Source organism: Comamonas sp. lk (assembly GCF_900564145.1).
In the GTDB taxonomy this organism is placed as follows: Bacteria; Pseudomonadota; Gammaproteobacteria; order Burkholderiales; family Burkholderiaceae_C; genus Comamonas.
In genome coordinates, this window is the sequence record NZ_UOOB01000001.1 from 2,534,229 (window position 1) to 2,556,471 (window position 22,243).

The following is a 22,243-nucleotide window of genomic DNA, read 5'->3' on the forward strand; positions in this document are numbered from 1 at the left end:
AAAGCCACCCGAGGAGTAGTGCGGTGAACGCAGCTGTGTTACCTCAGAACGTGAACCCGGCGATGCTGCTGCTGGAGTTGGGTCATCGCGCTCGGGCTGCGCGCAGCAGTGCCGAACTTGGCTTCATGCTGGTCAACGATAGCCGTTTGCTGGCCCCTTATCGCCAAGCCTGTTTATGGATAAGCCACAGCGGAGTGACTGCGGTGTCTGGTGTGGTGGAGCATGATAAAAATACGCCTTATGCCCAGTGGTTGAATGAGCTGTGTCGTTTTTTACATGCTCAGCAATCAACGCAAGTGCGCAGCGTTGATATTTCTCAGCTTCCCCCTGAATTGGCCAAATCCTGGAGCGAATGGCTCGGAGCGTATGCGGTATGGGTTCCTTTGCTTGAGGACGTTGCGGCGGCTCTTCCCCGTGGGGGGCTGCTGCTCTCAGGTTCCCATCCCTTTGAAGCACAGCGCCTTCCACTTCTCGCAGAATGGAGCCATATCTGGTTTCACGCTTATGAGGCATTGAAGGCCGGCCAGTCTAGGCTTTGGCGAAAGTCTGTGGCTTCCAGCGCTGTCGCTCAAAAATGGTGGTTGAAGAAGTCCACTTGGGCGTTGGGTGGGTTGCTTGTACTAAGTGTTCTACCTGTGCATATGAGCGTTCTGGCGCCAGGGGAGCTGGTTGCCGCTCAGCCCGTGGTTCTCAGAGCGCCCCTGGACGGGGTCATAGACCAGATTCATGTTCAACCCAATCAGATCGTGCGCAAAGGTGATCCTCTGTTTGGCTTGGATGAGGCTCAGATCAGCAGTCGCCTGGATGTCGCACAGCAAGCATTGCTGACAGCCGAAGCCGAATACCGACAGTCTGCTCAGTTGGCCCTGGGTGATGCACGCTCCAAAGCGCAACTGGCAGCACTGGTTGGCCGCATTGGCGAGAAGCGCAGCGAGGTGCAATACCTGAACGATCAACGTGATCGCAGCCGGGTGTTGGCGTCTGAAGATGGCATGGTTTTATTTGATGCGCCCATAGAGTGGCTGGGTAAGCCTGTGCAGACTGGCGAGCGGGTAATGCGTATCGCCCGTCCCAATGAGGTGGAAATCGAGGCCTGGGTTCCTGTCAGTGACGCCATTCCTCTGAAGCAAGGCTCTCCTGTGAAACTGTATTTGGCGGCTAACCCCATGGCAGGGCTCGAAGGCAAGCTTAGATACATGGCGTATGACGCCAGCGCCAGGCCTGATGGCAGCTATGCCTATCGGATGCGCGCTGCCATGCCTTTTGAGGAGGGCGCACGCATTGGCCTTAAAGGGACTGCCAAACTGCAAGGTGAATGGGTGCCGTTGGCCTATTGGGTTTTGCGCAAGCCCTGGGCCGTGCTTCGCCAATTCATTGCTTGGTAGGCGAGCATGAATAGTGCTTGGCCCAGTCTGCGTGAGGAGCTTGATTTGCTCCCCGGACCCGTGCTGCCTGATGGCCAGCCGAGCTGGACTTTGCATGACCCGGTGCGCAATCTATTCTTTCAGCTTGATTGGGCCAGCTTCGAAGTGTTCAAACGCTGGCATTTAGGTACTGCGCAATCCATTGCGCAGGACATCATCAATGACACGACATTGACACTCCGTGAGGAAGATGTGGCTGCGCTTTTTCAATTTGCACAGCGCAATGACCTACTAGAGCCCGAGCCGAATTGCGCCGCAAAGCTGGCTCAGCAATGGCAGTCCAGGCGATCAAGCTGGATGCAATGGTTGCTTCACAACTACCTGTTTTTCCGGGTGCCGCTGATCAAGCCTGATCGGTGGCTGGGGCGTTGGGCTCCGCGACTGGAGTTCTTCTTCGGTCGTACGTTTGGCTGGGCCAGTATGCTGGCTCTGGTCGCGGGAATTTGGGGTGTTTCACGCTCCTGGGGAGAGTTCACGGCCACCTTGGTTGACTCATTGACTTGGCAGGGGCTACTGGCCCATGGACTGACGCTGGGGTTTGTCAAAGTGCTGCATGAACTGGGTCATGGCTTTACGGCCAAACGATTTGGCTGCCGTGTTCCCACCATGGGCATAGCGTTTCTGGTGTTGTGGCCGGTGGCTTACACCGACACCAATGAGGTCTGGAAACTGACTCGACGTGACCAGCGTCTCAAGGTGGCTGGTGCAGGTATCGTGACGGAGCTCGTCATCGCTGCATGGGCCTTGTTGGCCTGGGTCTGGTTACCCGATGGTGTGCCAAAGTCCATGGCTTTTCTACTGGCCACCACCACCTGGGTCAGCACCTTGGCGATCAATGCCAGCCCTTTCATGCGCTTTGACGGCTATTTTTTGCTATCGGATTTTTTGCAAATGCCCAACTTGCATTCACGTGCTTTTGCGCTGGCGCGCTGGGATTTGAGAGAAAAGCTTTTCAATCTTGGTGAGCCGGCGCCCGAGTCCTTCACGGATTCAAAACGCCGTTGGCTAATTGTGTTTGCCTGGGTGACCTGGATTTATCGACTAGTCTTATTTCTGGGTATTGCTGCCTTGGTCTATCACTTTTTTATCAAGGCACTGGGCATCTTGCTATTTTTGGTGGAAATTGTGTGGTTCATTGCCAAGCCCCTTTGGTCCGAAATTTCAGCCTGGTACAAGCGCTGGCCGCAGATTATTAATAGTCGAAGAGCCCGTTGGAGTGCCGTAGGGGTGATCGCTCTCGTCGTTCTCTGCTGGCTGCCATTGCCTACTCCGGTTCGTACGCAAGGTATGTTGCAATCCGCCGAAGTATGGCCTTTGCATGCACTCGAGGCATCGCAGTTGCAACAGCAACTGCTGCCAGAAGCACAGATGACTGAAGTGAATGCGCCGATCTTTATGCTGGATTCGCCGTCTCTAAAAGCTGCTCAAGCCCAAAGCGATGCTCAGCAGACTCAGTATTTGCAGCAAATGGCTGCTGCGGGTTTTGACTCCGAACTACGTCGGGATTGGCAGGTTCTGCTGGAGCGCCAAACACAGGCGACGGCTCAGCAGTTGGCGATAGAAACCGAAGCCAGTCGCTATCGCCTGAGCTCGGCAGGTACGGGCGTGCTGAGAGATGTTGATCCAGACCTTCGCCCTGGTGATTGGCTGGCACGCCATGAATTGTTGGGTAAGGTCGTAGGCGCTCAGTTGGAGGTTCTTGCCTATGTGCAGGAAGAAGATGTTCAGCGCCTCCGCATAGGTGATAGCGGGATTTTTATCTCTGATGGTGGAGCGGGGCCCGTGCTGGATTTGAAGGTTCGCAGCATTGACCAGGACGCAAGCCGGGTGCTTTCAGAAGCAAACTTGTCTACGCTTGCCGGTGGCAATATTCCGGTGAGAAGCATGCAGGGTGCGCTCTACCCAGAGCGTCCCGTCTACAGAGTTGTGTTGGATGTGACAACGCCGTCTGCTGGAGAGGCTGCTTCCCAACACCGCTGGCGAGGCAAAGTCAGCATCCATGGCCGCTGGGAGGCCATCGCCTCTCAGTTTGTCAATACAGCTGCAAGCGTGTTTTGGAGGGAGGCTGGTTTTTAGTTTTAGTAAAAGGTTGTTGAGACTTGGGTTGCGGTACGCACGATGTTTGGTAGAAACGGTGCGTGCTGGTCAAAGACTCTAAAAGTCTGCATGGCGACATGAATACATAAAGAAAAACCCCGCTATGCAAAACATAGCGGGGTTTCCTTATTTGACTTGGTGCCGGAGAGACGAATCGAACGCCCGACCTTCTCATTACGAATGAGCTGCTCTACCGACTGAGCTACACCGGCAATAGAAAAATATTATAGCGCGAAAATCAGGCTTCTGTGTGGTACTTGGTCACGCGCTCGACTTCGTTCTTGGAGCCTAGGACGACGCTGACGCGCTCGTGCAGCTGGGTGGGCTGTATGTCCAGAATGCGCTGGCGGCCGTTGGTGGCGGCGCCGCCGGCTTGTTCGATCAGCCAGCTCATGGGGTTGGCTTCATACATCAGTCGCAGCTTGCCGGCCTTTTGCGGTTCGCGCTTGTCCCAGGGATACATGAAGATGCCGCCGCGGCACAGGATACGGTGCACGTCGGCCACCATGGCTGCCACCCAGCGCATGTTGAAGTCCTTGCCGCGCGGGCCTTCCTTGCCTGCCAGGCATTCGTCCACATAGCGCTTGATGGGTTCGTCCCAGTGGCGCATGTTGGACATGTTGATGGCAAATTCCTTGGTGTCTTCAGGAATCGTGACGTTTTCTTCCACCAGCACGAAGGAGCCTTGCTCGCGATCCAGAGTGAACATGCTCACGCCATCGCCCACGGTCAGCACCAGGGTGGTCTGGGGGCCGTAGATGCAGTAGCCTGCAGCCACTTGGCTGGAGCCGGGCTGCATGAAATCGTTATCGTGTACGCCGGGGTGGCCTTCGGGCTTCTTGAGCACGCTGAAGATGGTGCCGATGGAGGCGTTGATGTCGATGTTGGAGGAACCGTCCAGCGGGTCGAACATCAGCAGGTATTCGCCTTGCGGATAACGATTGGGCACCACATAGATGCCTTCCATTTCTTCCGAGGCCATGGCGGCCAGGTGACCGCCCCATTCATTGGCTTCGATCAGCGTTTCGTTGGCGATGATGTCCAGCTTTTTCTGCACTTCGCCCTGGACGTTCTCGCTACCGGCCGTGCCCATCACGTCACCGAGTTCGCCCTTGTTTACGGCAAAGCTGATGCGCTTGCAGGCGCGGGCCACCACTTCCAGCAGCAGGCGCAGCTGGGGAGGGATGCGGCCGTCCATGCGTTGTTGTTCGACCAGATAGCGGGTCAGGCTGACACGTCGTGTCATAAGCGCTCCTTGAAAGGAAACAGGGCGCCGCATGCAGCGCCCGAATGGTTGAAATAGGAAAAGGCTAAAACTTTAATCTGCCAGCGCGCGGGTGATGACCTCGCGTACGTCGTTGGACAGATTGGGCTTTGCAGCGACGCGCTCGATGGCGGCATGTGCCGCCGTGCGGTAGGGATCGGCCAGTTTTTTCCAGCGATCCATCACACGGGCCAGACGCGCGGCCACCTGGGGGTTGAAGGCGTCGATCTCGATCACGCGGTCGGCCCAGAACACATAGCCTGCCGCATCGCTGCGGTGGAACGCACCCTGGTTGTTGCAGAAGCTGAAGATCAGGCTGCGGGCGCGGTTGGGGTTCTTGATCTGGAAGTCCGCATGCTTCATCAGGGCCTTGACGGCGGGCAGCACATTGCCGCCGCGATCGCAGGCACCGCCTTGCAGCGAGAACCATTTGTCGAGCACCAACGCATCCTGCTGGAACATGGCATGAAAGCGCTGCAGGGCTTGCTCGGCCAGCGGACTGGCGCTGTAGAGCAGGGCAGACAGGGCCGCAAGGCGGTCTGTCATGTTTCCTGCATCTTTGCAGCGCTGGTAGGCACGGCCGGGCCAGACGCTATCGCCGTTGCGCACCGCTGTCAGGCACAGCATGGTCAGGGCGCGACCGGCCAGCGCGCGGCGTCCGGCGCTGACATGGTCAGGCGTATAGGCGCCGGTATCGCGATGGGTTTCCCACACCGCTTCCCACTCGCTTTGCAGCGCGCCTGCCAACTGCAGTTGCATGGCTTCGCGCACGGCATGCACGCGCTGCGGGTCGACCTCGGCCAGCTGTTCGGCGATATAGCCTTCCGATGGTAAGGTCAGCATCAGGTCCTTGAACGCGGTATCGAGCTGGTCGTTGCACAGCACATCGCGCAGGGCTTGCACATAGTCTGCAGGCAAAACTTCAGTGCCAAATTGACCGCTAGTGCTTTCTGCATCTGCGGCAGCTGCTATCGCCTTGAGAGCGTAACGCAGGCCCAGGCGCTGGCTGGCTTCCCACTGATTGAAAGGATCGCTGTCGTGGGCCAGCAGGGTCAGCAGCTGTGCATCGCTGAACTCACAGTCCAGCACCACGGGGGCGCTGAAAGCGCGCAGCAGCGAAGGCACGGGAGCTTCGCTCACGTTGGTGAAGACAAAGCTTTGCGTGGCTTCGGTCAGTACCAGCATGCGGCTGGTGCTGACTTGTGCCGCTTCTTCGCCTTGCAGTTGCAGCGCAATTTCCTGGCCGCTGACGGTGATCAGACCCATTTGCACGGGAATCACAAACGGCAGCTTCTGGGGTTGGCTCACGGTGGGTGCGCAGCTTTGCGACAGCGTCAGCGTGTAGGTTTGCGCCGCTGCATCGTACTGGCCCACGGCCTTGAGCACGGGCGTGCCAGCCTGGCTGTACCAGTGGCGGAACTGCGGCAGATGCTGGGCCAGAGGCGAGTCGGGGTTGGCATCGGCAATGGCTTGCGAGAAGTCGTCGCAGGTCACGGCCTGGCCGTCGTGGCGCTCGAAATACAGCTTCATTCCCTTGGCAAAGCCTTTGAGGCCCACCAGGTTGTGCTGCATGCGCACGACTTCGGCGCCTTTTTCGTAGATCGTGACCGTGTAGAAGTTGTTGATCTCGATATAGCTGTCAGGGCGCACCGGATGGGCCATGGGGCCGGCATCTTCGGGGAACTGGGCTGTGCGCAGCACGCGCACATCGTCGATGCGCTTGACGGCGCGCGCAGAGGCGCTGCCCGCCATGTCCATGGAGAACTCCTGGTCGCGAAAAACGGTCAGGCCTTCCTTGAGCGAGAGCTGGAACCAGTCGCGGCAGGTGACGCGGTCGCCTGTCCAGTTGTGGAAGTATTCATGGCCGACCACGCTCTCGATATTGAAGTAATCGGTGTCGGTGGCCGTGGACTGGTTGGCCAGAACATACTTGGTGTTGAATATGTTCAAGCCCTTGTTTTCCATGGCACCCATGTTGAAGTCGCTGGTGGCGACGATCATGAAGCGCTCCAGATCCAAGGACAGGCCAAAGCGCGCCTCATCCCATGCAATGGAGTGCATGAGCGAGTTCATGGCGTGCTCGGTCTTTTCCAGATCGCCGGGGCGCACAAACACCTGCAGCAGGTGGTTGTTGCCGGCACGGCTCTTGATCTGTTGCTCGCGGGCGACGAGCTTGCCCGCCACCAAGGCAAACAGATAGCTGGGCTTTTTGTGCGGATCGACCCACTTGGCAAAGTGGCGGCCTTCTTCCAGATCGCCGGAATCGACCAGATTGCCATTGGACAGCAGCACCGGATACAGGGCTTTGTTGGCGCGCAGCGTGACGGTATACATGGCCATCACATCGGGGCGATCCAGGAAATAGGTGATGCGGCGAAAGCCTTCGGCTTCGCACTGCGTGAAGAACGTGTCCTCGCTCACATACAGGCCCATGAGCTTGGTATTCCTGGCCGGCGCGCAGGTGGTGAAGATTTCCAGCTCCACGGGCTCCAGGCCTTCGGGCAGGTTCTCCAGTACCAGCTGGTCGCCGTCCATCTTGAACGAGGTGCCCGCGCCGTTGACCAGCACGCGTGCCAGATTCAGCTCGTCGCCATCCAGGCGCAGAGGCTGGGCCGCCACATCGGGATTGCGGCGCACGTGCATCTTGCTGAGCACGCGGGTCTTGGCAGGGTCCAGGTCAAAAGTCAGATCCACCGTGTCTATCCACCAGGCGGGAGCCTGGTAGTCAGCGCGGTAGATGGCGGTGGCAGGGGCTTGCCCGTCACGCAGTTGCAGCATATCGATTCCTTTCGAAGGGATCAGAGGCCTTGCTTGAGCGAGGCTTCGATGAACACGTCCAGATCACCGTCCAGCACCTTCTGGGTGGCAGAGACTTCGACGTTGGTGCGCAAGTCCTTGATACGGCTGTTGTCCAGAACGTAGGAGCGGATCTGGTGACCCCAGCCCACATCGGTCTTGGTGTCTTCCAGCTTTTGCTGCTCTTCCATGCGCTTGCGCATCTCGAAGTCATAGAGCTTGGAGCGCAGGCGCTGCCATGCCACATCACGGTTGCTGTGCTGGCTGCGGCCATCCTGGCATTGCACTACGATGCCGGTGGGCATGTGGGTCAGACGCACGGCGGAGTCGGTCTTGTTGATGTGCTGACCACCGGCGCCAGAGGCACGGTAGGTGTCGGTACGCACATCGGACGGATTGATGTTGATCTCGATGGAGTCATCAATCTCGGGGTAGACGAACAGCGAGGAAAAGCTGGTGTGGCGCCCGCCCGAGGAGTCAAACGGCGACTTGCGCACCAGGCGGTGTACGCCGGTTTCCGTGCGTAGCAGGCCGTAGGCGTATTCGCCTTCCACCTTGATGGTTGCGCTCTTGATGCCGGCCACGTCGCCCGGAGTCTCTTCCTCCACCGTAGCCTTGAAGCCCTTGCGCTCTGCGTACTTGAGGTACTGGCGCAGCAGCATGCTGGCCCAGTCGCAAGCCTCGGTACCACCGGCACCGGCCTGGATGTCGATAAAGCAGTTCAGCGGATCGGCTTCGCCACCGAACATGCGGCGGAACTCCAGCTCTTCGATCAGCGGCTTGAGCTTGGCGGTTTCGGCTTCGATGGTTTCAAGGCCAGCTTCATCGCCTTCTTCCTTGCTCATCTCGAACAGCTCGGCGTTGTCGGCCAACTCAGTGGTGAGCTTTTCCAGCGTCAGCACGACGGAGTCGAGCGACTTCTTTTCCTTGCCCAGTTCCTGTGCCTTCTTGGGATCGTTCCAGACGGCAGGGTCTTCCAGCGAGGCGTTTACCGTGCGCAGGCGTTCGTACTTTGCATCGTAGTCAAAGATACCTCCGGAGATCGGCCGTACGAGCGGCCAGATCTTCGAGGGTGTTGCCGATTTGGTTGATGCGTTCTGCTTCCATGATGTACCTATCGTGTTCTTTGAGAATTAGCCTGCGATTTTCGCATGCTGAGGGGCTGTGAGGACGCAATGCCCGTGCACACGGTGTTTTTGCACTCGAATCAGCGCGATGGTGGCCGGAGTTTGGCCCTTGTATTTGTGGCAGACGCTTGCAAATAGGAGCAGGCCGGCCATCAGTGTTCCTGCGACATATTGTGGGTTTTCCTCAGCTGCCCGATTGCGCCTGGCGGGTTGTCCACTGCATCACGCCCGCCGTCGTCGGCCGGGTCTCGCTCCAGCTGCGCCAGCAGCCATTGCCTGAAAGTGGCCAGTGCAGCACTTGGCTGGCGGGATTTGAGGTGGGTCAGCCAGTAGGCGCCTGTATCCACTTCCTGCATGAAAGGGCGCACCAGCCGGCCCTGCAGCAGCATGTGTTCAAACATGCGCGCGGGCAGCAAGGCCACGCCCGCTCCTTGGGTGGCGGCTTCGGCCAGCGTCAGCGATGAATCGAACATGGCGCCGCGCGCCAGCGGGGCGGGCAGCTGGGCCGCGGCAAACCAGCCGTCCCATTCATGGCTGCGGTAGGAGCGCAACAGCGTCTGGCCTGCCAGATCTGCGGGCTGGCGCAGGTGCTGGGCCAGTGCCGGGGCACACATGGGCGAGAGCGGGGCGCGCAGCAGCATGTGCGCATGCGTGCCGTGCCAGGAGCCATCGCCAAAGCGCACGGCAGCGTCTAATCCTTCGCCAGCCAGATCCACCCGGTTGTTATGGGTAAGCAGGCGCAGATCGATATAGGGATGTAGCTGCTGAAACTGGCTCAGGCGCGGAATCAGCCAGCCAATCGCAAATGTGCCGACCACGCCCACCGTCAGTATCTCGCGCGGGCGCGGTTCGGCCACTTGCTGCAGCGATTGCTCGATGCGCTCAAAGCTTTGCGCCACCACGGGCCACAAGGCCTGGCCTTCATCGGTGAGCGCCAGACCGCGGGGCAGGCGTCTGAACAGCGGCTTGCCCAGGCGCTCTTCCAGATTGCGTATGTGCTGGCTGACTGCCGCCTGGGTGACATGGAGCTCCTGGGCGGCGCGGGTCAGGTTCAGATGCCGGGCGGCGGCATCGAACATGCGCAAGGCGTTGAGAGGCAGTTGCATAGCGCCATTCTGATTTAGTTAAAAGTTTTTCTTATGACAGATGTCAAATATTACCGATGGTCTTTGTTTTTACCGCGCTATATGCTGCAACTTGTAGGACGTAATCAGTAGAGGAACTTATGCAACGACGCAGCGTATTGGCATCCGCGCTGGCATCAGGGTTGAGCTTGGGCTTGGGCGGCTGTGCCTTGTTGAACCGGCGACAAGCCAGAGCGGCCAATCTCTTGGCTGAAGAGCTGGCGCAGATAGAAATTCAGGCGCAAGGCCGTCTCGGTCTTTATGTGATCGACACCAGCTCGGGCGCGACGGCGGGCTACCGCAGTGACGAGCGCTTTCCCATGTGCAGTACCTTCAAGACGCTTCTGGCAGCGCGCGTGCTGTATCTGGCGCAAAAAGGACAAATCGAGCTCTGGCGCAAGCGATATTTCTCGCCCTCGGAGCTGGTGCCATGGTCGCCGGTGACGGAAAAGCGCGCTGGCGCTAACGGCGGTATGACGCCCCTGGAGTTGTGCGAAGCGGCCGTGGTCTTCAGCGACAACACCGCAGCCAATGTGCTGCTTGATGCCACAGGCGGCCCGGCGGCATTGACCGCCTGGCTGGCCGAAATAGGTGACAAGACCACTAGGCTGGATCGCCGCGAGCCGCAGCTCAATACGGCCATTGCCGGAGACGAGCGCGATACCACCACGCCTGCCGCCATGGCGCAAACCCTGCAAACCTTGCAGCGGGGTGACGTGATCGAAGGGTTTGGCAGAGCATTTTTGCGACAATGGCTGATAGAAAGCCGCACGGGCGACAAGCGCCTGCGCGCCGGCATGCCCACTGATTGGAAGTTTGGGGGCAAGACCGGCTCGGGCGAGAACGGCACAGCCTGCGACAACCTGGTGGTCTGGCCCACGCCCCAGTCCTCGCCGATTCTGGTGACGGCGTATCTGACGGGCAGCAAACTGGACGGCCCCGGGCGCGATGCCGTGCTGGCCAAGGCCGGGGAGGCGGTCAAGCGCTGGTATTACGCCATCTGACGGTGAGCTGGCGCAGCAACAAATCCCGGCAAGCCCGGGATTTGTTGCTTTTGAAGCGCGTTCAAGGCCCCTGGGTTTTCAGTTGTCCATATCCTTGCGCTGCACCGGCGGCTGCTGTGCATTTCTGCGGCTGGCGCCGGCGCGGCCGGCCTTGCTCCAGTCATAGGCGTGGCCGTCGGGCGTCTGGCCGTTCTCCACAGCTGCCACGCCTATGGGACCCACCATGGCGCGCAGCTCTGACGAGATGGTGACGTGGGCGTTGCGCGTGTCGCCGCGCAGCAGCTGGCATTGTTTCAAGGCTTCGCTCATCTGGGCGTCGCTGAACGGCTGGCACAGGGCCTGCCATGCAGGCTCGGCTCCTTCGGGGCTGCTGTTGTGCAGGTAGTAGACGACGATGCTCATGGCCGGTTGGGTAGAAATTGCATACCGCAGTTGTACCTCAGTCCAGAGCCGTTCATGCAGACCGCAGTGCTTTAACCGCAGGCTCCGATATGGCCGCAGGCCGTGCAAAAAGAGCAGCCGTCCTTCTTGATCACCGCATGGGCGCCGCATTCCGGGCATTTGCCGCCCATAAGGGGTGAATTGGAGGGGGCAGGCGTGGCAGCCGTGCTGGGCGCAGGCTGCGGCTGGCCGCGGTTGGCGATGATGCTTTGAATGGCATAGGCCAGCAGCGCCACCTCGCTGTCATGCCACAGCGGGATGCGGCTGCCGTCTTCGCGTGTCTTATGGCCGTAGCGCACTGGGCCTCTATCCCAGGCGACCTTGCGCAGATCGGCCAGAGCCTTGTCCAGAAAGCCGCCGCGTGCGGCCAGGCTCAGACTGCGCATGGTGGCGGTAATCCACTGCTGGCTTTCTCCGGTCTGGCCCACGGGCATGAAAAATTCGATGGGGCGCTCCACGCCGTCTATGACCACAAAGCTCACCACCAGATACAGGCGGCGGGCACCGTCGTGGGTGAAGTACTCGATCTTGTCCACCACGGCGTTCAGCGGTCCTTCAGGGCGGCGTTCGATGACGGCGTTCATTCCTGAATTGATAGCTGGTGGTGCATTATCCGATTGGGCTGGGACTTGATTCTTATCAGGTTCCGGGGCCAGAGCCAGCACGGCGCCCAGCGTATCGTTGGGCCGGTAGGTGGCGCAGCCTTTGAGACCGGCCTCCCAGCACTCCATATACAGGTGCTTGAAATCTTCGAATGGGTAGTCGGCCGGGATATTGACGGTCTTGGAGATCGAGGTGTCTATAAACGGCTGCACCGTGCGCATCATGGCCACATGCTCGCTGGCACTGAGCTCCAATGCGCTCACAAAATAATCGGGTAGCGGCGCGTCTTCGCCATGCAGGGCTTTGTAGAGGCGGTAGGCATGGTCTTGCACGCTATAGAACTGCTCGCCGCCATCGGCAGTGCGCTTTTTGCGGGTGTAAGTCCAGGAAAACGGCGGCTCTATGCCATTGGAGGCATTGTCGGCAAAGGCCAGCGAGACCGTGCCTGTGGGCGCAATCGACAGCAGATGGCTGTTGCGCAGGCCGTGCTTTTTGATGGCGGAGCGCAGCTCTTTGGGCAGGCGCTTGGCAAAACCGCTTTTGAGGTATTGCTTGGCGTTGAACAGCGGAAACACGCCTTTTTCCTGCGCTAGCTCCACCGAGGCGGCATAGGCGGCATCGCGCAAGGTGCGGGCAATGGCTTCGGCCTGGGCCAGGCCCTCGGCGCTGGCGTAATGCAGGCCCAGCAGAATCAGCGCATCGCCCAGTCCGGTAAAACCCACGCCGATGCGCCGCTTTTGCTGGGCTTCGCGCTGCTGCTCGGGCAGAGGCCAGACGGTGGCGTCTAGCACGTTGTCCAGCATGCGCACCTGAACGGCTACGGCGGCGGCAAAGCCCTCCAGATCGAAACAGGCCTGGCTGGTGAACGGCTCCCGCACAAAGCGGGTGAGTATGACCGGCCCCAGATCGCAGCAGCCATAAGGCGGAAGCGGCTGTTCGCCGCAGGGGTTGGTTGCCGAAATCTGCTCGGCATACCAAAGGTTGTTGTCCTGGTTGATATTGTCCAGAAACAGAATGCCGGGTTCGGCAAAGTCATAGGCCGAACGCATGATGGCATCCCACAGCTGGCGGGCCGGCAGGCTTTGGTACACCCACACACTTTCTTTGCCGGCTTCCCTGAGGTGCGCGCCCGCCTGAATCTGCACCTGGCTAGGCATGGCGACATGTACCAGATCCCAGGACGCATCTGCCTTGACGGCTTGCATGAAGGCGCTGCTGACTCCCACCGAAACATTGAAATTGTTCCAACGCCCCTTGACACGCTTGGCGGTGATGAATTCATGCACATCGGGGTGGTCAATGCGCAGGACTCCCATTTGCGCCCCGCGTCGGGCGCCTGCGGATTCCACCGTGGTGCAGGAGGCATCGAACACATCGATAAAAGAGCAGGGGCCGGAGGCCAGGGAGTTCGTGCCCCGCACCAGTGCACCGCGCGGGCGCAGGTTGGAAAAATCGTAGCCCACGCCGCCGCCCCGGCGCATGGTCTCTGCCGCCTGAGAGAGGGCGGTGTAAATGCCGGGGTTGCCCTGGGCATCAAAACCATTGGTGGCATCGGCCACCGGTTGCACAAAGCAGTTGATCAGCGTGGCCTTGGTATCGAGGCCGGCTGCGGCCATGATGCGACCCGCGCCAATGGCGCCACGTGCCAGATTGGCGGCAAACTGCTGCTCCCAGTGGGCCTGCAACTCGGGCGCTTCCACCGCCGCCAGGGCCTTGGCCACGCGGGCAAACAGTTCTTGCTCTGACTGCTCACCTGCAGCCAGATATTTTTCGGCCAGCACATCCTGGCTGATGGCCTGGGGAGGGAGGGATTTCATGGCGTATCACTTGCTTGAGTCGGATACGCCTTTGTACCCAGTTGGTACAAAAAAGCTGTGACGCAGCGCAACAAACGCCCTGTGCTTATTTCCTGGTGAATGGTCACTCAGGCTGGCGTTGGCGCAAAGCTGAGCGACAGACCGTTCATGCAGTAGCGCAGTCCTGTCGGGGGCGGTCCGTCGTCGAAGACGTGACCTAGGTGACCACCGCAGCGCCGGCAGTGAGCTTCGGTACGCACCATGCCAAAGCTTCGGTCCTGGCGGGTGGCCACCGCCTTGTCCAAGGGCTTCCAGAAGCTGGGCCAGCCGGTGCCGCTATCGAATTTGGTAGTAGATGCGAACAGCGGCAGCGCACAGGCCGCGCAGGAGAAGGTCCCCGAGCGATGCTCCTTGTTCAGCGGGCTGCTGCCAGCAGGCTCCGTGCCCTCTTGTCGCAGCACGGCATATTGCTGCGGGCTGAGCCGGGCCCGCCATTGCGCATCGGTGTAGCTGACCTCGAAGGTCTCGGTCGCTGCGGTGGCGCGGAGTTGGAAAACTCCGGCATAGAGCGCAGCAGCAGAACTTGCTGCGCCCAGGATCAGGTGGCGTCGGGTTGTCATGGCATAGGCTTTCTGGAGTCAACGCCAATCAGCTTACAAAGGCACGATCTCGAAGTCCTCACGCAAAGTTAAAAGATTCGTGATAACTGCCGGCTTTTGGTTTGTGCACTATTTGAAATAAATAATAGTCGATGGTGTTCTGGAGATATTCGAGCAGAGCTAGAGCTTCGATGTCGATTGCATCGACCGGTGAATCCACAGTTCTTTCATACGGTTTACTCGGGTTTATAGAATGCTAAACGGCATTTCTGCTTGCAGTCGAAGTTGATTCATATTCGACTCACCTTGCGCTTTATTCGTGCGGTGCACGCCATAGCGCAGTTGCAAAGACAGATGCTTCGCAGTTCCATGCTGTACGGTGTATCGAAGCTGAATATCTCGCTCCCAGTGTTTGCCGTTGACTCCTGAATAGCCGAGGTAGTTGGCATACACGATGTTGAGATGGCTGTTGTCGATGCCGGATCCCCGGGTGTAGGCTAGGCCCAGGCTAAGTCCAGGGGTTGCGATGGTTGAGAGGTCTGCGTCGTACTTGAGCTGCCAAGAAGCTTCGCCCGGACCATTAAAATCGGACAGTTGCATTGCGTTTCCCAACCAGATGGAGCCTCGATTCACATAGTCAAACGGATTATTTCCGTTGACTTTCTGGTAGCCGATTCCGAATTTGTGAGCGCCTATGCCGTAGGTGCTCATCAGACTCCAGGTTGTGGTGTCGATCTCGCCAGATTTTGCTTTACCTGTATCGGTGCTGCGATAGAGATTCAGATTGAACGACAGCGAACGCTTATCTGAAAGAGGAAGCTTGTAGAAACTTCCCAAATACGCGGTGTTCCAGTTATCCGCGTATTTCCCGTAATAGCTGCTAAGCGTCAGATGGGTGACGGGGGTAGCCCACGCCCCACCGATAAAACTGAATGCTCCACTGGTCGCGCCTGAGTAATTAGCCAGCAAGTCAGCGCCGTTCTTGCGCGCATTGCGATCGGCCCAGCCAGTAAAGCGCCCAGCTTGTAGCGTTAGTGTAGGGATGTCTCTGCTGATGACTTGCCAGCCTCGATTGCTCTCCGGCAGCAAGCGAGTATCGGATGAACTGAAAATCGGCGTCTTGGTTCGCATCTCGCCCAGTTTCAGTTCCGTGGATGAGATCCGAATTTTTAGCGCAGCACCGGCGCGTCCAAAGCTATCGGTAACCTCTTGTCCATCCTTGGCCACATAGCGTGGTGTGACACGCGCGTGGTTCGCTTCAGTGCCCAGATTCGCGGCTCCATAGGCGTGAGCATCCAGTCCCAGACCAAAGAGTCCGCGGGTATAGCCGGATTCATAGGTGAGCATCAGACCGTATGCCGACTCGCGAGAAAGTGTTTGGCCTCTCTGTCCACTGACTGCACGAAAACGACTTCCTTTTTGATAGTCGAGCTGTTCAAAGAGCATGCGGTTTTGCATGTGGAATGCGCTGCCTTGGACAAAGCCCTTAGCCTCTTCCTGTGTCGCAGCGAAAGCCGTGCTACTCACCAAGAACAACGAAGTAGCTGCGGCTAGGACGAAGGTGATGATGTGGGGAGTCACGATAGATTTTTCAGAAAAGGCCATGCGCATGTGCTTCTATGCTTTTGAGCAGATAGGCCGTTTGCTAGAGATGGATGGCGTTCAAAGCACGCCGGATGCAGGTAAACAAAGAATTGATATGATAGTGATAATTCAATATCAATAGGGAAAGTAGTTTGTTATCCTCTCCGTCTTCGCTAGCGAGTGCTGGCCGCCTGCAATCGGTCGATGCGCTGCGCGGTCTCGTCATGCTGTTCATGCTGCTCGACCATGTCCGTGAAACCTTTTACCTGCATCTGCAAGTTCAGGACCCGATGGTGGTCGCTGATACCCCCCCGGGCCTGTTTTTCCCTCGTTTGCTGGCCCATTTATGTGCGCCGGTGTTCGTGTTCCTGACAGGACTGGGGGCGTACTTATATGCCATCCGCCATGCCGAGACAGGTCAGGCTCGCGCAGCGTCGGGCTTTTTGTGGCGGCGTGGCCTGTTTTTGGTGCTGCTGGAGGTGACGGTCGTCAACTTCGCCTGGACCTTCCAGTTCCCGCCCGCCAAAGTATTTTTGCAGGTGATCTGGGCGATTGGTCTTTCCATGCTGGCCCTGTCGGTACTGGTGTGGCTGCCACGCAAGGCCTTGCTGCTGCTGGGCTTCATGCTGGTGGCAGGGCACAACCTGTTCGACAGCCTGCATTTCCCTGCGGGCCACGTGATGCATGCACCCTGGGCCATCTTGCATGACCGTGGCTGGCTGGAACTGGCAGGAGTGCAACTGCGCACGTCCTATCCGCTGCTTCCCTGGATTGGCGTGATCGCCTTGGGCTATGGCATCGGTCCGTGGTTTAGCAAAGCGTTCGACACGGCACAGCGCAGACGCTATTTGCTCATTGCAGGCGCAAGCTGCCTGCTGGGCTTTGCGGTGCTACGCACGCTCAACTTGTATGGCGATGCACCTTGGTTCACCGGTGCGAACACGCTGCAGACAGTGATGTCCTGGTTCAACGTCACCAAGTATCCGCCGTCCCTATTGTTCCTGCTGTTGACGCTCGGTATCGGTTTGCTGCTGCTGTGCGCATTCGAGAACGCCGCAATTGGCAACTGGCTGAAGCCTCTGGCCACGTTGGGAGCTGCACCCATGTTCTTTTATGTGCTGCATCTGTACGTGCTCAAGTTCATGTACTTGGCGGCAGTGACGATCTGGGGTGTCAACCAGGGGCAATTGTTTGGGCTCAGTAGTTTGTCGTGGCTGTGGGTGATCTCGGCGCTGCTGGCCGTGGCCTTGTATCCCGCAGTGCGCAGGTTTGCCGCCCTCAAACAGCGTCGGCGTGACATCACTTGGCTCAAGTACCTGTAGATGCTGGTCAAAGAGCGAGTCACGGCACAATATTGCCTCCTGCCGCTTCCATGACATAGCCTCGCCACGATGAATTCCTCCATGCAACGATCCACGAAGCAGCGCGCGGCCATTGAGCAGGCCATGACAAAGGCCGAAAGGCCGCTGACTCCACAAGAAGTACTGGAGTTGGCGCAAGCAACGTTACCTGGGCTGGGAATTGCGACCGTGTACCGGGCGCTCAAAGCGATGGCTGAAGAGGGTTTGCTGCATGAGGTTCACTTGCCGGAGCGCACACCCATGTATGAAGTGGCGCACCACGGCCATCACCATCATTTCCAGTGCACGGTTTGCCAGCGGGTGTTCGATGTGCATGCCTGTCCCGGAAACTTAGCCGGTTTGGCACCTCCCGGCTTTTTGGTTGATAGCCATGAAATTACGCTTTATGGCCGCTGCAGCGATTGTGCCGCGTGAGCTCACTTTCAACTGTCCAGGGCGTGTTTGCCGCACCAGTGTTTGAACGATAGACAGGAGACTCGATCATCGCCGGTTCTGCGCTATGGCAGCCGTTCACAGGCAGACCTAGATAGCCTGCAGCGGGCACGCTCCGTGTCAGTCAAGCAACGTCAGAAGCTTGATTCCATAAAAAAATAGCTGCCAGCGCTTATGCATCAAGCGCTGGCAGCTATTTTTATGTCGGTTGGTGCTTACAGCTTCTTGACCAGCACCTGGCTTTTACGGCTTTTGTTGTATTTGGCTTTGCGGGCTTCGGGCAGCCATTCGGGGTCCACGGGCTGAAAGCCGCGCTTGATGAACCAGTGCATGGTGCGGGTGGTCAGCACAAACAGGGTGTCGCAGCCCTGGGCGCGGGCGCGCTGCTCTATGCGCTTGAGCAGCTTTTCGCCATCGCCCGTGCCCTGGCTCTTGGGCGAGACGGTGACCGCTGCCATCTCGGCCGTTCGGGCTTCGGGGTAGGGGTGCAGGGCTGCGCAGCCGAAGATCACGCCGTCGTGCTCGATGACGGTGTAGCTGGCGATGTCGCGTTCAATCTCGGTGCGGTCGCGCTTGACCAGGGTGCCGTCGTTCTCGAACGGTTCGATCAGCTGGATGATGCCGCCCACATCGTCAATCGTGGCCTCGCGCAGCTCTTCGAGCTTTTCGTCGATGACCATGGTGCCGATGCCGTCGTGCACATAGATTTCCAGCAGCAGTGCGCCATCGACCGTAAACGGCAGGATGTGGCTGCGCTCCACGCCATGCTCGCAGGCTTGTGCGCAGTGCTGCAGGTAAAAGCCCACGTCGGTGGGGTGCTGGGCCGGTGGCAGCTGGGCCAGCATGCGGCGGGCGGCGTCCAGCGGCAGCTCGGTGTCTATGGGATTGCTTTCGTCGGCCGGGCCTGTGGGGTCCATGCGGATGCCGGGTACCTCCGACAGAAACAAGAGTTTGTCGGCCTTGAGCTCGATGGCTACGCGCGTCGCCACTTCTTCCATGCTGAGGTTGAAGGCCTCGCCCGTGGGCGAGAAGCCAAAGGGCGAGACCAGCACCATGGCTTCCGAAGCCAGTGCGCTGCGAATGCCTTCGACATCCACCTTGCGCACCAGGCCCGAGTGCATGAAGTCCACGCCGTCCACAATGCCCACGGGGCGGGCGGTGAGGAAGTTGCCCGAGATCACGCGCACGCGGGCTCCGGCCATGGGGGTGTTGGGCAGGCCTTGGCTAAAGGCGGCTTCGATTTCGTAGCGCAGCTGGCCGGCAGCTTCTTGCGCACAATCGAGGGCGATGGAATCGGTGACCCGCACGCCGTTGTAGTAACGCGGCTCCTGGCCTTTGAGGCGCAGTTGCTCGTTCACCTGAGGCCGGAAGCCGTGCACCAGCACGATCTTCACGCCCATGGCCTGGATCAGCGCCAGATCCTGAACGATGGAGCTGAGCTTGCCAGCGGCAATGGCTTCACCGGTCAAGCCCACCACAAAGGTCTGGTGTCGGAACTTGTGGATGTAGGGGGCCACAGACCGGAACCAGGGGACAAAGGTGAAGTTGAAAACGGTGGACATGGCGGTGGGGAGAAAACCTCGGAAGTCAGAGTCAAAAGGCCTGCGTTGCCATCGGATGGGGCACGCAAGCCTGCGGCGCAAAGTGTAGCGGCTACTAGCGCGCTCGAGCCGCTGGCGGCGTGGATTTCTCTACGCAGAATCCGCAGTTTGCGGCGCAAAAACAGGTGTGCTTTCAAAACCATAGCGGCTGGAGCCTGATATGGGCTTGTTTCAGGTCGAAAACCGCATAAAAACAAGATATATCAATCGCAGGCAGCTTTGTATTTGATAGCGCAAGCAAATGCGCTCATCCAGCCGCATTGGCCTTGACGGTTTGGAAGCGTCGGATGCCCAGCAACACCAGCACCACGGCCACCAGCGGCAGCATGCCGATGTTGATGCCGTTCCAGCCCGCGCTGTGCAGCAGCTGGCCCGAACCGAAGGAGGCAAGGGCCACCGTGCCGAAGACCAGAAAATCGTTGAGCGCCTGCACCTTGGCCCGCTCGGCCGGGCGATAGCACTCGGTCAGCATGGCGGTGGCGCCGATAAAGCCGAAATTCCAGCCCACGCCCAGCAAGATCAGCGCGCCCCAGAAGTGAAAGATGTCCAGTCCCATCAAGGCCAGAGCGCTTGCCAGCCCGATCAGCAACAGGCCTAGCGCCGTGATCTGCCGTTTGCCAAAGTGGGCAATCAGGCGGCCGGTGACAAAGCTGGGCGCAAACATGGCCAGCACATGCCATTGAATACCCATGGCTGCCTCGCCAACGCTGTGGCCGCAGCCCACCATGGCCATGGGGGCTGCCGTCATCAAAAAGGCCATCAGTCCATAGCTGACCACCCCGGCAGCGCAGGCCACGATGAATTGCGGCGTGCGGGCAATCTGGGCCAGCGGCCTGGCCTGGCCCGCCGCCTGCGTCTTGGCCTGGGGCGGTGGCAGGCGCAACGACATCAGCAAGGGAAGGGCTAGCAAAGCCAGCACGGCCTGGCTGTAAAAGCTGCCGGCAAACGGTGTGGCGGGCTGCAGATCGCGGGTCCAGATCACCACCTGCGGGCCGATGATGGCGGCGATCAGCCCGCCAATCATCACGCGTGAAATGGCCTTGGCTTGCTCGCCGGGGTCGCCCACCAGGTCGGTGGCCGCAAAACGGTAGCTTTGCACGCAGGCCGCATAAAAGCCGGCCAGCGCCGTGCCCAGGCAAAACATCACAAAGTTGGACTGCGCAATGCCTTGAGCGGCCACCACGCCCGAGATCACGCCCAGGAGCGCGCCCAATACATAGGCGGCGCGCCGCCCCATGCGGTTCATCATCCAGGCGGCAGGCAGGGTGGAGAGCGCCAGACCCAGCTGATAAATGCTGACCGGCAGGGTGGAGGCCGTGGGATTGCTCGACAACTGCTGCCCCACCAGCCCGCCCAGCGAGATGATGATGGGCGGGGAGGCGCCTCCCAGAGACTGGGCTGCGATCAGTAGGCCCATGTTGCGGGCGGGCTGCGTCGGAGGCGGTGTTGGAGTTTCAGTGTGCATGGGGTGCGCCAAAGGAGCGGGCTTGCGGCAAGATACAAGCCATCTTGCCGCAAGCCTATGGCGGATGGGCTCCAATGCGGTCAAATCGCCTGAACCCAATGTGCGTATTGCGCTGGTTGCTATTGTTTTTTTACGATCTGACGATGCACTTTCTGTTTCGCTTTCTTTCACAGCGTTCCTGGCGGGCCGGCGCCGCGTTGCTGCTGGCCTTGAGCACGGTGCTGTTGGCGGCTACTCAGATCCAGGCGCAAACCCGTGACAAAGCGGGCGGTGACCTGGGCGGGAACGCAGGCGAGACAGCGCAGGTCGGGCCGGTGTTTGAAGCTCCTACCTGGGCTGCGCAGTACCAGGGCCAGATTGCGGGCAAGCGCGTTGAGGTTCAGCTGTGGCGGCTTGGTGATGCGCTGATGGGAAGCTATTGCTATCTGCCTTGTCGGCCCGAGGGGCGTATTGATCTGCAGGGAATGGTTGAGGCAGGAGCCGGCAGCCGCCTGACTGAAACACCGGCGCTAGCGCCCAAGGGCAGTGATGAGGCCGCGCCCAGCGGGCAATGGCTGCTGACGCCGCTGACTGGCAGGGCTCCGGTGCAGATTCAAGGCCGTTGGCAATCGATGGACGGCAAAAAGCAGTGGCCGCTGCGGCTGCAGCAAAGTCAGAGCGCATTTGCGCATGCGCCGCAGCATGAGCTGCGCCTGGTGCTTGAGCGGCCCATACGCTCGGCCAAGGATTGCGATTTTCCGGACAACGAACTGCAAGTCAGTGCCATACGCATCTATGGCCAGGGCCGTCTGCTGCAGACCCTGGCGACGCAGGCCTATGGCAGCTGCGGGCTGGTGCAGCCACAGTGGGTGGACGCCAATTTCGACGGCTGGCCCGACCTGACCCAGGCCCTGGCTTTGCCGGCCGGCCCCAATATTGCGCACACCACCTGGCTGTATGAACCGGCGCAGCAGCGATTTGTGCTGGCGCCGCCAGCTTTGCAAGACATCACCTCGCCCAGTTTTGATGGCCAGGCCGCTCGCATTTACAACTATTGGCGCGGCAGCTGCTGCAGCCATGGCGTGGATATTTATGCCTGGCAGGGCGGCCAGTTGGTGGCGGTGGAACAGGCTCAGAGCTATGTGCTGCCGGTGCGCCAAAACGGGCGCTTGATGGGTTGCTACATCATGCCTGCCTATGAGCGCGGCCATGTGGCCTGGCCCGATGCGCTCTACCAAACGCCGACCGGCCTGGCCATGGGCAAGGCGCCTGGCCCATGGTGTGATATTGCTGCGGATGCGCTGCCGCAGCAAACCCAGCTGCAGGTACTGGCCCCGCCGCAAGCCGGCCGCTCGCCGCGCGTGCAGGCGGCCTATGCCATGAGCTATCTGCGCGTGGATACGCCCAAAGGCCCGCGTTACTGCCCCGATCTGCCGGTGTTTGATGCCGATGCGCGCAAAGTGTTGCGCGTGACGCTGACACAAGACGCCGAGCAGCTCTGCGAGCTGGAAAAGCCGCAGTGAGCGCCCAGGCTCACCAGTAAGAA

General features: G+C 59.6%; 16 protein-coding genes and 1 tRNA gene. 6 read left to right on the forward strand and 11 right to left on the reverse strand.

Translation table 11 applies throughout. The features are described from left to right. The first annotated feature begins 23 nt into the window (after nt 1–23). Together EAO39_RS11695 and EAO39_RS11700 are read left to right on the forward strand one after the other, a co-directional pair. A complete protein-coding gene (locus EAO39_RS11695; protein WP_240466970.1) occupies nt 24–1,385 on the forward strand; it encodes an HlyD family efflux transporter periplasmic adaptor subunit in 1,362 nt (453 codons plus the stop codon). A 6-nt stretch (nt 1,386–1,391) separates the two neighbouring features. Continuing rightward, nucleotides 1,392–3,500, forward strand: coding sequence for a site-2 protease family protein (locus EAO39_RS11700; protein ID WP_205589376.1), 2,109 nt, complete (start codon nt 1,392–1,394; stop codon nt 3,498–3,500). Between the two features lie 157 nt (nt 3,501–3,657). Here EAO39_RS11700 and EAO39_RS11705 read toward each other — a convergent pair. The 5 genes from EAO39_RS11705 to EAO39_RS11725 form a co-directional block, all read right to left on the reverse strand. Further along, nucleotides 3,658–3,733, reverse strand: a tRNA-Thr gene (locus tag EAO39_RS11705). 26 nt (nt 3,734–3,759) lie between these two features. Continuing rightward, complete coding sequence (locus EAO39_RS11710) at nt 3,760–4,767, reverse strand: class 1 fructose-bisphosphatase (protein WP_120967550.1); 1,008 nt, start codon at nt 4,765–4,767, stop codon at nt 3,760–3,762. Nucleotides 4,768–4,839: 72 nt separating this feature from the next. Continuing rightward, nucleotides 4,840–7,563, reverse strand: a complete 2,724-nt coding sequence (pepN, locus tag EAO39_RS11715) for an aminopeptidase N (protein ID WP_120967552.1) — start codon at nt 7,561–7,563, stop codon at nt 4,840–4,842. A 20-nt stretch (nt 7,564–7,583) separates the two neighbouring features. After that, nucleotides 7,584–8,688 (reverse strand): peptide chain release factor 2 gene (gene prfB, locus EAO39_RS11720; RefSeq protein ID WP_120967553.1). Its coding sequence is split into 2 segments (ribosomal slippage): nt 7,584–8,606 and nt 8,608–8,688, totalling 1,104 coding nucleotides; the frame shifts between segments, so codons are not numbered across the junction. A 172-nt stretch (nt 8,689–8,860) separates the two neighbouring features. Then, on the reverse strand, nt 8,861–9,814 hold the full coding sequence (locus EAO39_RS11725) for a LysR family transcriptional regulator (protein ID WP_120967554.1): 954 nt from the start codon (nt 9,812–9,814) through the stop codon (nt 8,861–8,863). A gap of 119 nt (nt 9,815–9,933) precedes the next feature. On the opposite strand from EAO39_RS11725, the gene bla reads away from it, so the two are divergent. Next, nucleotides 9,934–10,836 (forward strand): class A beta-lactamase, encoded by a 903-nt coding sequence (bla, locus tag EAO39_RS11730; RefSeq protein ID WP_120967556.1) that lies wholly within the window; start codon nt 9,934–9,936, stop codon nt 10,834–10,836. A gap of 78 nt (nt 10,837–10,914) precedes the next feature. Here bla and EAO39_RS11735 read toward each other — a convergent pair whose 3' ends face one another. From EAO39_RS11735 to EAO39_RS11750, 4 genes are all read right to left on the reverse strand, one after another. Beyond that, the gene (locus tag EAO39_RS11735) at nt 10,915–11,238 is read right to left on the reverse strand and encodes a hypothetical protein (protein ID WP_120967558.1); all 324 of its coding nucleotides are present in this window, start codon (nt 11,236–11,238) and stop codon (nt 10,915–10,917) included. Between the two features lie 71 nt (nt 11,239–11,309). Next, on the reverse strand, nt 11,310–13,697 hold the full coding sequence (locus EAO39_RS11740) for an adenosylcobalamin-dependent ribonucleoside-diphosphate reductase (RefSeq protein WP_120967560.1): 2,388 nt from the start codon (nt 13,695–13,697) through the stop codon (nt 11,310–11,312). A gap of 107 nt (nt 13,698–13,804) precedes the next feature. Continuing rightward, on the reverse strand, nt 13,805–14,296 hold the full coding sequence (gene msrB / locus EAO39_RS11745) for a peptide-methionine (R)-S-oxide reductase MsrB (protein WP_120967562.1): 492 nt from the start codon (nt 14,294–14,296) through the stop codon (nt 13,805–13,807). 225 nt (nt 14,297–14,521) lie between these two features. Next, nucleotides 14,522–15,880, reverse strand: coding sequence for an OprD family outer membrane porin (locus tag EAO39_RS11750; RefSeq protein WP_240466971.1), 1,359 nt, complete (start codon nt 15,878–15,880; stop codon nt 14,522–14,524). A gap of 131 nt (nt 15,881–16,011) precedes the next feature. Between EAO39_RS11750 and EAO39_RS11755 the strand changes: the two genes are divergently transcribed. Next, nucleotides 16,012–17,181: a heparan-alpha-glucosaminide N-acetyltransferase domain-containing protein gene (locus EAO39_RS11755; protein WP_120967566.1), complete on the forward strand. Its 1,170-nt coding sequence runs from the start codon at nt 16,012–16,014 to the stop codon at nt 17,179–17,181. An 81-nt stretch (nt 17,182–17,262) separates the two neighbouring features. Further along, a complete protein-coding gene (locus tag EAO39_RS11760; RefSeq protein ID WP_240466972.1) occupies nt 17,263–17,634 on the forward strand; it encodes a transcriptional repressor in 372 nt (123 codons plus the stop codon). A gap of 233 nt (nt 17,635–17,867) precedes the next feature. Here EAO39_RS11760 and argA read toward each other — a convergent pair whose 3' ends face one another. Then, complete coding sequence (gene argA, locus EAO39_RS11765) at nt 17,868–19,214, reverse strand: amino-acid N-acetyltransferase (protein WP_120967570.1); 1,347 nt, start codon at nt 19,212–19,214, stop codon at nt 17,868–17,870. Between the two features lie 286 nt (nt 19,215–19,500). Next, nucleotides 19,501–20,718 (reverse strand): MFS transporter, encoded by a 1,218-nt coding sequence (locus EAO39_RS11770; RefSeq protein WP_120967572.1) that lies wholly within the window; start codon nt 20,716–20,718, stop codon nt 19,501–19,503. Nucleotides 20,719–20,861: 143 nt separating this feature from the next. Between EAO39_RS11770 and EAO39_RS11775 the strand changes: the two genes are divergently transcribed. Further along, nucleotides 20,862–22,220: a hypothetical protein gene (locus EAO39_RS11775; protein ID WP_240466973.1), complete on the forward strand. Its 1,359-nt coding sequence runs from the start codon at nt 20,862–20,864 to the stop codon at nt 22,218–22,220. Nucleotides 22,221–22,243: the final 23 nt, after the last annotated feature.